The 14,434-nt window shown below is 66.5% G+C and carries 13 protein-coding genes; 5 read left to right on the forward strand and 8 right to left on the reverse strand.

The window, feature by feature from the left end:
• Positions 1–31: 31 nt before the first annotated feature.
• The 3 genes from CCUG20998_RS03180 to CCUG20998_RS28875 form a co-directional block, all read right to left on the reverse strand.
• Positions 32–679, reverse strand: a complete 648-nt coding sequence (locus tag CCUG20998_RS03180) for a TetR/AcrR family transcriptional regulator (protein WP_020731663.1) — start codon at positions 677–679, stop codon at positions 32–34.
• A 310-nt stretch (positions 680–989) separates the two neighbouring features.
• A complete protein-coding gene (locus tag CCUG20998_RS03185) occupies positions 990–2,324 on the reverse strand; it encodes a PPE family protein (protein ID WP_181005690.1) in 1,335 nt (444 codons plus the stop codon).
• An 8-nt stretch (positions 2,325–2,332) separates the two neighbouring features.
• Positions 2,333–2,467: a hypothetical protein gene (locus CCUG20998_RS28875; protein WP_020731665.1), complete on the reverse strand. Its 135-nt coding sequence runs from the start codon at positions 2,465–2,467 to the stop codon at positions 2,333–2,335.
• A 332-nt stretch (positions 2,468–2,799) separates the two neighbouring features.
• Between CCUG20998_RS28875 and purT the strand changes: the two genes are divergently transcribed.
• The 3 genes from purT (at position 2,800) to CCUG20998_RS03200 (ending at position 5,891) form a co-directional block, all read left to right on the forward strand.
• Positions 2,800–4,140, forward strand: coding sequence for a formate-dependent phosphoribosylglycinamide formyltransferase (gene purT, locus CCUG20998_RS03190; protein ID WP_020731666.1), 1,341 nt, complete (start codon positions 2,800–2,802; stop codon positions 4,138–4,140).
• The gene (locus CCUG20998_RS03195) at positions 4,137–4,565 is read left to right on the forward strand and encodes a rhodanese-like domain-containing protein (RefSeq protein ID WP_020731667.1); all 429 of its coding nucleotides are present in this window, start codon (positions 4,137–4,139) and stop codon (positions 4,563–4,565) included. The genes purT and CCUG20998_RS03195 overlap by 4 nt, the downstream gene beginning before the upstream one ends.
• A gap of 105 nt (positions 4,566–4,670) precedes the next feature.
• A complete protein-coding gene (locus CCUG20998_RS03200) occupies positions 4,671–5,891 on the forward strand; it encodes an O-succinylhomoserine sulfhydrylase (RefSeq protein WP_172607256.1) in 1,221 nt (406 codons plus the stop codon).
• A 54-nt stretch (positions 5,892–5,945) separates the two neighbouring features.
• On the opposite strand, the gene CCUG20998_RS03205 is transcribed toward CCUG20998_RS03200, so the two are convergent.
• A complete protein-coding gene (locus CCUG20998_RS03205; protein ID WP_020731669.1) occupies positions 5,946–7,361 on the reverse strand; it encodes an NAD(P)/FAD-dependent oxidoreductase in 1,416 nt (471 codons plus the stop codon).
• Positions 7,362–7,534: 173 nt separating this feature from the next.
• On the opposite strand from CCUG20998_RS03205, the gene CCUG20998_RS27760 reads away from it, so the two are divergent.
• Together CCUG20998_RS27760 and CCUG20998_RS03210 are read left to right on the forward strand one after the other, a co-directional pair.
• Entirely contained in the window at positions 7,535–7,675 is a 141-nt protein-coding gene (locus tag CCUG20998_RS27760; protein WP_020731670.1) for a hypothetical protein, read from the forward strand.
• Positions 7,676–8,004: 329 nt separating this feature from the next.
• Entirely contained in the window at positions 8,005–9,195 is a 1,191-nt protein-coding gene (locus CCUG20998_RS03210) for an MFS transporter (protein ID WP_103653978.1), read from the forward strand.
• A gap of 9 nt (positions 9,196–9,204) precedes the next feature.
• Here the strand turns inward: CCUG20998_RS03210 and CCUG20998_RS03215 are convergent, their stop codons facing one another.
• The 4 genes from CCUG20998_RS03215 to CCUG20998_RS03230 are packed head-to-tail and all read right to left on the reverse strand — an operon-like array spanning position 9,205 to position 14,307.
• Positions 9,205–11,178 (reverse strand): choline/carnitine O-acyltransferase, encoded by a 1,974-nt coding sequence (locus CCUG20998_RS03215; protein ID WP_103653977.1) that lies wholly within the window; start codon positions 11,176–11,178, stop codon positions 9,205–9,207.
• Positions 11,175–12,308 (reverse strand): TauD/TfdA family dioxygenase, encoded by a 1,134-nt coding sequence (locus CCUG20998_RS03220; RefSeq protein ID WP_103653976.1) that lies wholly within the window; start codon positions 12,306–12,308, stop codon positions 11,175–11,177. Before CCUG20998_RS03220 ends, CCUG20998_RS03215 begins: the two co-directional genes overlap by 4 nt.
• Positions 12,308–12,796, reverse strand: coding sequence for an aspartate 1-decarboxylase (locus tag CCUG20998_RS03225; RefSeq protein ID WP_012392647.1), 489 nt, complete (start codon positions 12,794–12,796; stop codon positions 12,308–12,310). Before CCUG20998_RS03225 ends, CCUG20998_RS03220 begins: the two co-directional genes overlap by 1 nt.
• Positions 12,793–14,307 (reverse strand): methyltransferase domain-containing protein, encoded by a 1,515-nt coding sequence (locus CCUG20998_RS03230; RefSeq protein WP_020731674.1) that lies wholly within the window; start codon positions 14,305–14,307, stop codon positions 12,793–12,795. Before CCUG20998_RS03230 ends, CCUG20998_RS03225 begins: the two co-directional genes overlap by 4 nt.
• Between the last annotated feature and the right edge of the window lie 127 nt (positions 14,308–14,434).

Below are 14,434 nucleotides of genomic sequence, written 5' to 3' on the forward strand. Positions count from 1 at the left end.
AAGCTTGCGTGACGCAATCGGTTACGGGCGGTTAGGCAGTCGGAACTGCTGCGGGACGTGCCGAGCAGCGCCAGGCGACGGGACTGCTCAGCACGAATCGGGTCATCTCGGCGACGAATACATCCTTGGCGATGGGTGGTTCTTCGACGACGTAGCGAATTATCGAGCCAAGAAGCTGCACGATGATCCATGTCGCGGCATCCACGTCCATGTCGATGGATTGGTCCGGCGGCGCAATCGCGTATCCCTTGATGGTCGCCGTCATCAGTTCTCTGAGGGGCCTGAGCACGTCCGCGCTGGTGCGTCCGGGCAACTGACCGGAGATCACCCGGAGAATCTGAGGCCGTTCCAGCATGGCATCGACCTGCGCCTCAATGGCGGCGGACAGCGGAACATCGTGTTCGGACCGGACTAACGAGGCCAGGTTCCCCGTGACTTGGTCCAGCAGCTGCTGGGTGTATTCGGCTACCACCGCGTGCAAGATGGCGTCCTTGTTGGCGAAGTACTGATACAGCGAGCCCGGACTAATGCCTGCCGCTGCAGCGATGCGATTCGTGGACGTGCCGTCGTAGCCGCGTTCTTCGAGAAGCATTCTGGCCGCGTCGAGGATCCGTTTGACGGTATCTTTCGACCGATCCTGGGTGGGTACTTTGCGAAACGTTGCGCTTTTTCGGGGCATTGGTACTTCGGTACTCCTTCGAATCTCCACGCTGCGGTCCATTGGACGCGGTCGTTCGCACGCTAGACCGTGCACTCGGCTGGCTCCGACGACCTGAATCAATGTCCGCCAACCATGCCTCGGGCACATAAATGCATAGCGAAGCTATTTTATAGGGACGGTTACGCATGCATACATGCGCACCCGACTATGCATGGTAACGGCAGTCGTTGGAGTAGGCAACCGTAATTGACAAACTATCTAGAGGCCGGCAACCGAGTTGCAGGCGGGTGTGCAGCAGCTCGGGCGATCGCCAGCCATTGCGGTGGGGTTATTGGGCGGCGTTCGGATCGGGCGGAACCACGATGATGGTCGCTCCGGGAATTGCCGCCAGGGTGGCCGCCAGGTTGGCGACCACCCCCGGCGGTAGACCAGAGGGCAACCCCGGAATGTTTGCCGCGGCTGCGGCGGCCGGAACCGATGGGGTGTTCGCGGCCGGTCTGGCGGCCGCCGCGGCCCCGCCGCCGCCGGCTGATGGGGCTCCGGTGGTTGGGGTGGGGGCCGAGCCGCTGCCCCGGGCGGCAAAACCGGCCAGGCTGGCCCCGGCTATCCCCGCCGCCGCGATACCGGTGTATTGGCCATCGGACCCGCCGGTCAAATACATCGGGGTTGCGCCGGGGAACATCGCCGCCACCTGCCGCACCGCCGGAGGAAGATTCCAGGCCGGTGGTACCGAGAGTCCGCCGATGTTGGCCGAGTAGCCCGAAAGTGCAGCGATCGGCGGCGACGGCGGGCTCGCCAGCCGTTGCCCGCCCGGAGTGGTGATGGTGTCTCGATCAGGGTTGCTCAGGCCCGCCGCCGGTAGCTCGTCGTACTCCCCGCCACAGACCGGGGCGTTCTCGTCTTCGTCGACGACGTCGTGGCGGTACACCTCGCCCAGCTGAATCGCGGAGACGCCCAGGGCGCCCAGGGAGACCACCACGGCTGCGAGGACCAGCAGGTCGAGGTCCTCGAACGGGTTCGGTATGGCGTTGAACGGGGCGGGCAGAAACGACTGAAGGAGGGGCAAAATGCTGGTTTCCGCCGGTGCGGCAGCGGCGGCGGCCGCTGGCACCGTGGCCGCGCTGAGCGCTTGGGTCCCCGTCGTTGTTGCAGGTGGCGAGGTGAATGGCGCTAAGTCCGTCGCGGCCGCCGAGGTGCCAGCGTAGCCGTCCATCGCGACGATGTCCTGGGCCCACATCTCGCTGTAGTCGGCTTCGCTGGTTGCGATCGCCGGGGTGTTCTGCCCGAAAATGTTGCTCCGCACCAACGAAAGCATGGTGCTGCGATTGGCCGCGATCTGGCCAGGAGGAACGATCGCCGCGTGCGCGGACTCGTAGGCGTTGGCGGCGCTGATGGCTTGGGCCGCGGCCTGCTCGGCCTGCGCGGCGGTGGACCGCATCCACGCCACATAGGGGGCCGCCGCGGCCGCCATCGACAGTGCCGAGGGGCCTTGCCAGTCAGCGGCGGCAAGCCCGGCGATCACCGAGGAATACGAGGCGGCTGTGGCGTTCAGTTCGTTTGCCAACCGCCCCCAGGCCCGGGCCGCCTGCACCAGCGGAGCCGAGCCCGGACCGGCATACATCCGGGCGGAATTGATCTCCGGGGGCAGCGCCCCGAAGTCCATCCCCATGGTCATTGCGGCCTACCTCCCCGGCTGGCCGCGGCGGCGCCGGCGACGGTGTCTTGGGCGTGGGAAGCCGTGTCAGCGACGACCCGAGCGACGTTGGCCACGGCCAGCGTCTCAGGCTGCGTCGTCAGGAAAGACATCGACTTCTCCTCGACGGATTAGGCGGGACCGCGAAGGCCCCCGTTGCCGCTGAATCGGATCGGACCGCGCTGACCGGTTCAGGCCGCGCCTGCGGCGGTCAGATTTCGGGTACCTCGGACCATCGCTCGTCGCTCACTCGCCCCCACCTCCTTATGGCCAAGTTACACAGCGAGTTGTTTGCAGAGTTACACAATTTGTCAAGAAATGAGCACGGAAGCGGCGTTCTCTTATAGAGCCCTCTGGTAGGGGAGTCCTAGCGCCGTTCGCTGCTCCATCTCGCGCCCCTATCCTTGAGCGGCAGGGATGAAATTCCGAGCGAGAGGGTGAGCTGGTGACTGACGGCTTGACCGAAGGACACGACGAGGCCATCGGCAAGCATCAACGCCCGGCGACTGAACGCGACGACAACGGTCCCGAGGGCGACAAGACGACCACCATGGCGGTTCCGCCCGTTGTGACGGCGCCGCCGGCCGAAGCCGACGCCCATGTCAGGCCTCGGGTCGTGCTCTTGGGAGGTGGCGCGCAGGGCCGCGAGCTGGCGATCGCGCTGCAGGACCTTGGAGCCGAGGTGATCGCCGTTGACGCAGACGCCGATGCGCCCGCGCACCGCGTCGCCGATCAGGCGCTGGTGGTGGCGATGCCCGATGCCGACGAGCTGAAGGTGGTCTTCACGCGGCTACGGCCGGATTTTGTGGTGACGCTCACCGACGCCGTCAGCGCCGCTGCCCTCGACACCCTGGCTGACCGCGCGCCCTCCGAAGGTGGGTCAATCGGGCTTGCGCCCAGCGCCCGGTGTGTCCGGCTTGCCGGCGATCGTGAGGCCTTGCGCAAGCTGGCCGCCGACCAGCTCGGCCTGCCCACCGCGCCGTTCTGGTTCGTCGGATCCCTTGGTGAGCTCGAGGCGGTCGCCGCACACGTGGGTTACCCGCTGCTCGTCAAACCGGTAGCCGGCGCTGACGGTCCGCGGCGGTCTTTGGTCCGTGGGCCCGACGAAGTGGAGGCCGCCTGGAAGCGGGCCGTCGCGGGCGGGCCTGCGGGAGCCCCACCCCGGGTGTGGGTCGAGACCCAGGTCGAGGTCGAGTTTTTGGTCACTTTGATCGCGGTGTGCAGCCAGGGGCCGCAAGGTCCGCGCATCGACTTCTGTGCACCCATCGGCCACGCTGCCGACGGTGGTGACCAGGAATCCTGGCAGCCGCAGAAGGTGAGTGTGGCCGCGCTCGATGCGGCGAAGTCGATCGCCGCCCGCATCGTCAAGGCGCTGGGGGGATGTGGGGTTTTCGGTGTCGAGTTAATGGTCAACGGCGACGAGGTCTACTTTGCCGACGTCCAACCATTCCCGGGAGATGCCGCATGGGTTACCCTGCGTAGCCAGCGTCTTTCTGTATTCGAGTTGCAAGCAAGGGCGATTTTGGGCTTTGCGGTGGACACGTTGATGGTGTCACCCGGTGCCGCTCGGTTGATCGGTGTGGCGACCGTCGATCCGGTATTGGGCGCCGATGCGCTGGCCGCGGCGCTCGCCGTGCCCGAAAGTGATGTCCGGGTGTTCGGGCGTCCGCGTGCCCGTTCCTCCGGCCTCGGCGTTGCACTGGCCACCGCACCCGATGTCGCTGTCGCTCGCGATCGCGCCCGCGAGGTCGTGGACCGGCTGAATGTGCGAGACTCACGCGGGTGAGCTACGCGGGAGATATCACGCCGCTCGAGGCCTGGACGATGCTGCGCGACAACGCTGCGGCGGTGCTGGTCGACGTGCGCACCACCGCCGAGTGGCATTTCGTCGGCGTACCGGACCTGTCGAGCCTTGGCCGGGACGCGATCTACATCCAATGGAGCACTCTCGACGGTAGGCCCAACGCGGACTTCCTCACCGAACTGCAGGATGCCGTCGCGGCAGCGGGTTCCACCGCGGAGGGGGAGCGGCCCGTCGTTTTCCTGTGTCGTTCCGGCGCCCGCTCGATCGGCGCCGCAGCAGCCGCGACCGCGGCGGGGATCACGCCGGCCTACAACGTGCTGGACGGGTTCGAAGGACACCTTGACGCCCAGGGGCATCGAGGTGTGGTGGGCTGGCGGGCGGTCGGCTTGCCCTGGCGGCAGGGATGAAGCCGCGATGACCTGCGTCGACAAGCACGTGGGGGCGCTGCCGATGCTGGCGATGCCGACGACGGCTTGTGTCGCAGGACTGCGCGGGTGACCGACGATCGATCGGTGCCAGAGGCCGAGCAGCCCAAGAATCCCCGGAAGTTGCCCGATGGCGTCAGCCAGGCCACCATCGGCGTGCGCGGGGGCATGTTGCGGTCTGGATTCGACGAGACCGCCGAAGCGCTGTATCTGACCTCGGGCTACGTATACGAGTCGGCCGCGATGGCCGAGCAGTCGTTCGCCGGCGAACTCGACCACTTTTTGTACTCGCGCTACGGCAATCCGACCGTGGCCATGTTCGAAGAACGCCTTCGGCTGATCGAAGCAGCTCCGGCCGTGTTCGCCACCGCCAGCGGCATGGCAGCGGTATTCACCGCGCTGGGTGCGCTGCTGGGTGCGGGCGACCGGCTGGTGGCGTCTCGCAGTCTGTTCGGGTCGTGCTTTGTGGTGTGCAACGAGATCCTGCCGCGCTGGGGCGTGGAAACGGTGTTCGTTGACGGTGACGACCTCGAGCAGTGGGAGCAAGCGTTATCGGTGCCCACCGAGGCGGTGTTCTTCGAAACGCCGTCCAACCCGATGCAATCGCTGGTCGATATCGCCGCGGTGACCGAGTTGGCGCATGCCGCGGGCGCAAAAGTTGTGCTGGACAACGTTTTTGCTACTCCGCTGCTGCAGCAGGGAATTCCGCTCGGGGTCGATGTGGTGGTGTACTCGGGTACCAAGCACATCGACGGTCAGGGCAGGGTGCTGGGCGGTGCCATTCTTGGCGACCAGGCCTACATCGACGGGCCGGTGCAGAAGCTGATGCGCCACACCGGTCCGGCGCTCAGCGCTTTCAACGCCTGGATTCTGCTCAAAGGTCTTGAGACGCTTGCGGTTCGGGTTCAGCATAGTAATTCCTCGGCGCTGCGCATCGCCGAGTTTCTGCAGGGCCACCCCGCGGTGCGATGGGTGCGGTATCCGTATCTGCCCTCACATCCGCAGTACGACCTGGCCAAGCGTCAGATGTCTGGCGGCGGAACCGTGGTGACGTTTGCACTCGACGCCCCGGAAAGTGCGGCCAAGCGGCGCGCTTTCGAAGTGCTCGACAAGCTGAGATTGATTGACATCTCCAATAACCTCGGCGACACCAAATCGTTGATCACCCACCCGGCAACCACGACGCACCGGGCGATGGGCCCGGAGGGCCGCGCCGCGATCGGGCTCGGTGACGCAGTGGTGCGCATTTCGGTCGGGCTGGAGGGCGCCGAGGATTTGATCGCCGATATTGATCAGGCACTCGGCTAGTGGCAACGCGGATGCACCCGCTAAAGCCGTTGTGCTAGGGCGAATTTCGCCGCATCAACCGGTCGCCCGTTGCTCGGCCTGTTCGGCGTGTTCGGCCGCCGACAGCGCGTCTTCTTCGGCCCGCGCCTGAAGATAGCGCATCGCCAATCTGGCGTAGACCATCTGGCTGGTGATCGCCATCTGACCGCGAGTGCGGCCCAAAAAGGCCAGCCCCCAAGAGAACGCGGCGGCGACGCGATTGCGGTGGCCCACCAGGTACAGCAGATGCAGGAACAGCCATGCCAGCCAGGCGATGAAGCCGGCGAACTCCACCTTGCCGACTTTGGCGACGGCACTGTAGTGGGAGATAAGTGCCATGCTGCCCTTGTTGAAATACTGGAATGGCTTGCGGTTGGCCGGGTCGTCGTGACCTTTCACCGCTTGCTTGATGGTCTTGGTGGCGTAGTGCGCTCCCTGGATCGCGCCCTGGGCCATCCCGGGTACGCCGGGTACCGACATCAAGTCGCCGATCACGAAGACGTGCGGGTGCCCCTTGACGGTGAGGTCGGGTTCCACGATCACGCGTCCGGCGCGGTCCGTCTCGGTTCCATCGGACTGCTCGGCGATCATCTTGCCCAGCGGACTGGCCTGCACCCCCGCCGCCCACACCTTGCACGCACAGTCGATGCGGCGCTCGGTTCCGTCCTTGTCCTTGACGGTGATGCCTTTGTAGTCGACGGCGGTCACCATCGCGTTGAGCTGAATTTCGACGTCCATCTTTTCCAGCTTTTTCTGCGCCTTGAGGCCCAACTTCGGGCCCATGGGCGGCAACACCACTGGCGCGGCATCCAGCAGGATGACGCGGCATTCGCTGGGGGTAATGGTCCGAAATGCCCCGGCCAGGGTGCGCTCGGCGAGTTGCACGATCTCTCCGGCGAGTTCGACACCGGTGGGCCCGGCCCCGACCACGACGAAGGTCAGGCGCCGCTCGCGCTCGTCGTGATCGGTGGCGACTTCGGCGGCTTCGAACGCGCCGAGGATGCGGCCGCGCAGCTCCAGCGCGTCATCGATGGTTTTCATGCCGGGGGCGAAGATGGCGAAATCGTCATTGCCGAAGTAGGACTGCTGCGCGCCGGCCGCCACGATGAGGCTGTCATAGGGCGACACGGTCGTCATGTCCATCAACTTCGAGGTGACCGTCTGCGCGTTCAGGTCGATGCTCATGACCTCACCCAGCAAGACCCGCACGTTTTTTTGCCTGCGCAGGATCAGCCGCGTGGTCGGGGCGATGTCACCTTCGGACAAGATCCCGGTGGCCACTTGATACAGCAGCGGCTGGAACAGATGAGTGGTCGTCTTCGAGATGAGGGTGATGTCGACGTCGGCCCGCTTGAGCGCCCTGGCCGCGCTCAGTCCGCCGAATCCGCTTCCGATGATGACGACGTGATGGCGCCTGCCTGCGGCCGAGGATTCGCTGGATGGGGGCGTCATGGTCCTCCTTCAGTTCTCCGTCAGCCGTGGTGATCACTGCGGCGCATGTACACCGTACGACTCCGCCGTGGCCACGTCGATCGTTTGGCCGCGGCGTCCGCCGATGCTGGGCGCGATAGTCGCGCCCATGCCTGCCCGAGACCTTTGGCCGCACCCACATACGGGTATGCGGTATGTCCGAAATCCGGCATCACCCCACCGAGCTGGGACTGTCCAACAAGCTGCGGCGGCTTGCTGGCCAGGACAGCTCATCGATGCTCGGGGAGATGCTCGGACAGCTGCCGGCCGGTGAGTGGTGCCGATATTTGGGCTGACGGCGGTATGGCGTCACACGCAATTTACGGAGTGCTTACGAAATGGATTTCCGGATCGGGTCGTTGTCCCATCATTCGGGCATCCTTTTCGGTGATAACCCCACTTCCATGCCGACGCTCCACGACAATATTCTCTTATGGTGGTGACGCTCCTTGCTCGGTTATCAAAGAAGCGTCACCGCTACAGCGAGCGGGTCGGCTCAAAAGCGGCTTCGCCTCGACCACGGGTCGGGTGCCCGACACTTTCCGGGCCGGAAGGCCGGGGGCAGCAGTCGCGAAGTTCCGGGTGGTGCCACCAGATCGGGCGGATTGAGCCGGTCACCGCGACGATGACCGACTCCTCGCGGCGGGTGGTCCTAGCCGCCGTCGGCTTCACGTTCTTCATCGACATGCTGGTGTACGGCATCGTCGTGCCGGTACTACCGAGGTTGGCCCAACCCGCCGGGCTCGAGTTCTTGGGTGTGGGTGTGGTCTTCGCGTGCTACGGGTTGGCGTATTTCGTCCTGACCCCCGTGGCCGGATGGCTGATCGATCGTCGCGGAAGCAGGTCGGTGTTCCTGTCCGGGGCCATCATCCTGATGCTGGCGACGCTCGCGTTCGGTTACGCCAGCAGCCCCGTCGGACTCGTGACCTGCCGGGTACTGCAGGGTGGTGCGGCGGCGGCAACCTGGGTGGCGGGCTACGCGACCCTGGTCGAGATATTCCCGCGTGAGCAGCGCGGTCGCGCGGTGGGGCTGGCGAGCATCGGTACCGCGCTGGGCGCGCTTCTCGGACCCGCGTTGGGCGGCCTGGCCTATGAAGCCAGCGGACCCCACGCGCCCTTTCTAGGCGCGGCCGGGTTGTCCGCGCTGGCGGTGGCCGCCCTGGCCGCGTCGCTACCGCAGGCACCGGGCGGCCAGGCGTCGGGGCCGGCCATGTGGTCCGGTGAGCGGGCGTTTCCGGGCCTGGCGGTCCCGTGGCTGGTGGCGGGCCTGGCGGTGGGGCTCGCGCTGGGCGCCGTCGAGGCAACACTGCCGATCGACCTGGTCGCCCGCTTCGACGCCTCGGGGGTAACCGTTGGGTTGCTGTTCGCGCTGACCACGGTGGCCTTCATCGTCACCTCGCAGTACGCCGGCCGACTATCAGACGCCGGGCGCCGGGCGCCGGTCCTGGCGGCGGGCTGGGTCACCCTCGGTGTCGCCTTGGCCGTCATGGGTGTGCCGTCGGCGGTGGGCGTCCAAGCGGCCGCGTTGGTCTTGCTGGGGGCCGGCCTCGGGGCGATGATCGCGACGATCATGCCCGCCCTTGCCGATGCCATGGAGTCGGCGGGGGGAGCCCAGCGGCCCGGGACGGCCGCGGCCGCCTACAACCTCGCCTTCAGTGCCGGCACGGTGGCAGGTGGCCCGCTTGCCGGCTGGATGGCCGACCTTCGCTCATTTCAAGATGCCGCGATGCTGATCGCCGTTGTGACGTTGACCTGCGGTGTGCTGGCGGCACTCGTCCACGCCGCAGTGGTCCGGCGAGCCGTCAGCGATGTCTGAGGGCGTCGGTCACTGCAGCTGTAATTCCGGTGCGGGCGCCGGGGGGGTCGCCAGCTCGGCGTGGCCGCTCAAGACGCGCAGCATGTCACGCATGGCTGCCCCGACGGCGTCGCAGAACCGCTGAGCGGAGGTCTGGTCGCAGCCGTTGGACGCACTCACGAACAGGTACACGTCGTCGTCGCCGACAAAGGCGTATGAGACGCCGTAGCCCGTTTGCGTTATGGGCAGGAACCCGACCCCGCGCGAAGAGCTCTCCGGGCGCCAGGCGGCCGTCTGGCGCACGGGTGATTGTGACGTCGCGAGCTCGAACGGCAGGCTCCACGCGTCCGTGCCGAACAGCGCAACATCCTTGCCCTCGCGCAGTGCTTCGATGAAAAGTCCGAGGAGGTGGCGATCGCAGCCTCGTCCCCGCATCGCCTGCAGCCGATTGGCGCGGTGGGCGCTGGCGGCGGCCCGGAGCAGGCGGGCGCGGCGGGCCCCGGTGCAGGTGGGGTCCATCATCGCCAGCACGAAGGCCCGACTTTGGGCGGTTGCCGAGCGCAAGCATTCCGTTCGTCCCGCCGCGAACAGCCGCGTGGTGGCCGTCTCATAGGTAAGGCACGGTCCCCGGTCGGGATGCAGGCGGCCATAAGCGAGCTGCAGCGCCAGCTGTATGAAGGCATCGGGGGAGCAGCGCGCCGCCTTGATCGCCGCGGCCCCGGCGGCGCCGAGATCATCGGCGTAGACGTCGACGTCGTCGATCAGGATGCGGGCATTGGCGACGGCAGCGCTGATGGCCCGGTCCAGGGTGGGGGTCACCTCGAACACCAGGCGGCGCGGGGGCGATGGCGGTGGCGTCGGCTTCTGGTCGAACGCGGAGGCAAAGCGGCGCTCATAGAGCAGCCGTTCCTCCCACAGCAGCATCATCGCTTCGCCGTCGCCTCTGCTGTGCTCCATGATGCCGCCGGTTCGCCCATTGGCGAACACAACAAGGTTCATCGACTTGTCCAGCCAGCGGTTGGCGCCGGTACCGCACAGCGACGTGCGCCCCAGCTCGGTCAGCCCCTCGGGCTCGGCGTCATCGAGGATGACGACCAGCAGAGCCCGCTCGATGCGGTCGAGACTGTCGGCGTTGACCCCGCCGTCCCGGATCAGCCCCGCCCGCACCCGGGACCAGACATCGCGTTGTTCCAGAGTCAGGGCGGGAATCGGTGGACCGGGCGGCAGCGCGGTGGCCACCTGCTGGATCTCTTCTAGGGCCGCCAACAGCTGCGGGTAGGAGATGTCGCGTCGGCCCTCGTCAAAGATCACCTCGACCTCGAAGAAGTGTCCGTTGACCAGCACCACGATGGCGCGTTGGTCGTCGAAGCGCTCGATGGTGTCGACGTCGATGCCGGGCAGTCGAACGGTCGAATAGCAGTTGCGGAGCTGTTTCATGCACAGCGGCACCACGCCCTGAATTCGCTGGGGCGCGACCTGCCCCGCAGCGAGGCGGCGGCGAATGTCGAGTAAGGCCACCGTTGTCATGGCGGCCTGCTGTAGCTGGGAGACGCCGAGGCGAGCCATCGTCGGGGAGTCGACCGTGTAGCCGGTGCTGTAGAGCAGCGAGCGGCGGTCGATGAGGTAGGCGTAGTGCTCCCAGTACTCCGCCAGCCAGTTTTCGTGCAGGGCTCGCCGTGTCTCGAGGCGGGCCTGCAGGTATGCGGCGGTGTCACTGCCGCGAAATTGGTCCGCGGCGGCGCGCACTTCGGCCCGTCCGGTGGCGTCCAGCAGTGGGTCCACCGAGGCGATGAACGTCTGCAGCGTCTCCTCGATCGACGGAAGTGGCAGCCGCGGAAGTACCTGCTCGAACCGGTCGAGTGCGCCTGGCCCGCTTTGGTTCGGACTCAGGGCGCGCACCGCCGCCCCCCATGCTTTGGTGCGCCGCGATGACGGAGCGTCCATCCAGCCCTGCCAGGTGAGCAGCCGACGCAGTAGTTCCATGCGTAGACCCAGGTAGGTCATGTCGTCGGCCCCGTCCCCACCGGTGCCGGACGGGTCCGCGCCAGCATCCGAGATCGGTTTGCGACGTCGTCCGCCGACAGGTAGCAGCCCTCCAGCACGCGTCGGGCCGATGCGGTCGGCTGGGTGTATGCCTGGCGTGCGTGCAGCGTGCGACGGTTCTGGAACACCACGATCTCGCCCGGCTGCAGCCGCAGTGCCAGCCGTGGTCCGTCCTCGACGGCGCTGGTGAAGGCCTGGTAGGCGCGGCGGTAGCGCTCCTCGTCGGCCGGGTCGCCGGCGAACGCCCCCTCGAACGGGGGCGCCCAGTTGATGCCGACCAGATTGGCGCGATCGTCGACCACCAGGTGGGGCTTTCGGACCACCATGTGCTGTTGGCGATTCACGGTCGCAAACGTCGCCCATACCTGACACAGCGTCTCGAAGTCGTCGGGTGCTTGGACCCGCACCCGCTCGGCGGCGGCCAGTCCGTCGCAGAACCAGGTCTGCCCGCCGGTTACCGCGGCGTCGAACTCGATGCAGTGCAGCAGCTGCAGGCCGGGGGGCGTCTCGTAGCCGCACAAGTCCTGGTGAAATGGCAGCGCGCAGGCGGTATAGGCGATGTTGACCGGCCTGTCTTCGACCCGCACCAGCCAGGTGTCGCCATAGATGGTCGGCATGACGGGCGCGATCCGGGCCGCCGTCGGGCCTACCACTCCGACCCGGGTAGGGGCTCCCTCGAGCACCAGAACCCGGTTGTCCGCCAGGGCGCCGAGCCAGTCACCGATGGTGGCCGCATCGGGGTCGGGTTCCCAGCGCCGCCGCTCGAGCCCAAGCGCGGATCTGCTGGCGAATCCGAACGGCAGTGGTTGCTCGCGCCAGTTCGCGTGCCGTATCAGCTCCTCTTCGGCAAAGGTGCTGCGGTGTCCGTCCCGGAACAGGACCTCGACTACCCGGCCTCGACCACGCCGCAGCTCGGCCAGCCGGGTGTCCTGCGCCGCCGCTGCCGTGGTGCGCTGTCCGCTTTCGGTTCGGCAATGCCGGCAGGGGCATTGGCTTCGCAGCCACCACGGGCTCAGTTCGGTTGATCGCCCATCGAAGTCCAAGCGAACCGATCCGAGCGGGGAGACCTCGAGGACCACGTCGCTGTCCATCAGTGCGGCCCGTCGAGCAGCTGTGTTTCGGCGCGCAGTAGCAGATCGGGCTGGGCCGGGATGTCCCCATAACAGCCGCGCACGCTGTATCGAAGACGGTCGTCGTCCTGCTCGAGGACTTGTTCGAACAAGCTCTCAACGCGGTTATCGGCGTCGCTGAGCAATACCCGCGCGACGTGCGGGCGGCGACGTAGCGCGCCGCTGCGCACGGTTGCGTAGCTGAAGATGATCAACCGGTCGCCCGGCTCGCACAGCAGCGCCCCGCCCCCGTTCGGGCAGATCCGCGAAGATCCACGGTCGGCCGGGATGAGGTAGGTCGACCACCGATTGCCGTTCTCGAGGTTGACGACTTCGACTTCCTCCAACGGCAGCATCCCGACTTGTTCCATCAGGTCGACGTCGACGGCGATACTGCCGACGTAGTCGCGTTCGCGGTGCGTCACCCGCACCTGATGGAGCTTGGCGCGCAACAGTCTGATCCGGCTCATCGCGATGCGCCGTCGTCGTCGATGGGCTTGCGGCAGCCGAGCGCGACCATTGGCTCGGCGTCAAAGATCTCGTATTCGTCGCGTGCCTCGATCCGGTAGCCGAGTTTGGCGAGCGTTTCTTCTAGCGTGCGATGTTGGTCGAGGTAGTCGGCGCGCACCGCGATGACCAGCCAGCCGCCGGGCTCGAGGACCCGGTCCAGTGCCGCGAGGTCCTCCGGCCCGGCGTGGGCGAACGTGAAGACGCCAACAGCGACGATCGCCGCGAAACGTTGATCCGGAAACAGGGTCGGCGCTGCCGCCAGCGCGCCGTGAACCACGTGGCAGTAGACATTTTTGGCGCGCGCGTGGGAAAGCATGCCGAGTGAGCGATCCAGCGCGGTCAGGTTGTCATAGCCGAGCTTGTGCAGTTCCTCGCCCACCAACCCGGTGCCCGCACCCGCATCGAGCACGGGTCCGCTGCGCTCGGGCAGGTGCGCCGCCAACAACGCCGCCGCCCGACGGGGATTCGCCTGATAGTTACCGCGCAGGTCGGAGTCGTAGCTTTCGGCCCAGGCGTCATATTTCTGTTCGAGGCTGAGGTCAGGATCGCTGTTGTAGATCCACTCCAGCCGGTCGACGACTTTCTTGCCGAGGAAGAAGCTCCAGCCGACCTCCGCGTCCTGGATGACTTCCGGGATCTGTCGGTAGGCCGTGGCCAGCCGTGGACACGATGGCTCGGCCAGATCCGCCAGCAGTTTGTAGCTTTGCGCCAGGTGTGGGCTCAGGTCGCGGGTCTCGTAGACGACGAAGCCGTGCCGGGCGAGGGCCTTGCGGTAGTCGTCGGCCGAGAACGTTGGCTCGAATAGCAGCCGGTCGTAGACCACCTCGCGGGCGAGCGCGCTCACCGGGCGCTGCGGTGTCACCAGATCGTCGAACACGAACAGGCCCTGGGGTTGCAGTACCCGCGCGACCTCGGCAAGCGCCCGCTCGCGGTCGTGCACGTGATAGAGGACGGCCTGGCTGAAGACGTGGGTGAACGTGCCGTCGGCGAATGGCAGCGCCGACGCCGAGCTGGCCATGAATTCGAGCTGCAACTGCGGATTGTCCGCCGCCAGCCGTTGCGCGTTGGCGATCCGCACGGCGCTCAGGTCGATTCCCGTGACCTGTGCACCCGTTTGTCGCGCCAGCCATGCGGAGACGGTCCCATTGCCGCAGCCAAGGTCGAGTACTCGCGACTGCGGCCCGATGCGTGCGGCGCGCAGCATCTGTTCGTTCCAGTGCTGGCAGCCGGCGATGAACCCGGTGTCGTCGTCCTCGAAGACACCCCAATGCAGGCTGCCGTCTGGATCCCAGAATCCGCGGTAGGTCGAGTCCTCGTGGTCGTAGAAGTCACGGGTCATGGCGTCGGTGTAGTCGTGACTCGCGGGCCCGCCCGACTCCGTGCTGGACTGGGGTTGGGCTCCGCCGCTGGAGGGGATGGCGCAGGCGGCACCCGATTCCTGTTGCGCGTCTGGCGATAATGCATTCAACATTTGACAGTGCCCTCCGTGTTTCGCTGACTTGGGCAGCAGTATTTCAATGAATGTTTTCGCTGACATCACGAATAGAGAATTCATACTATTAGTCAAATGATTTGACATTGAAGGCATATCGAAAATC

The organism is Mycobacterium marinum (assembly GCF_003391395.1).
GTDB lineage: Bacteria > Actinomycetota > Actinomycetes > Mycobacteriales > Mycobacteriaceae > Mycobacterium > Mycobacterium marinum.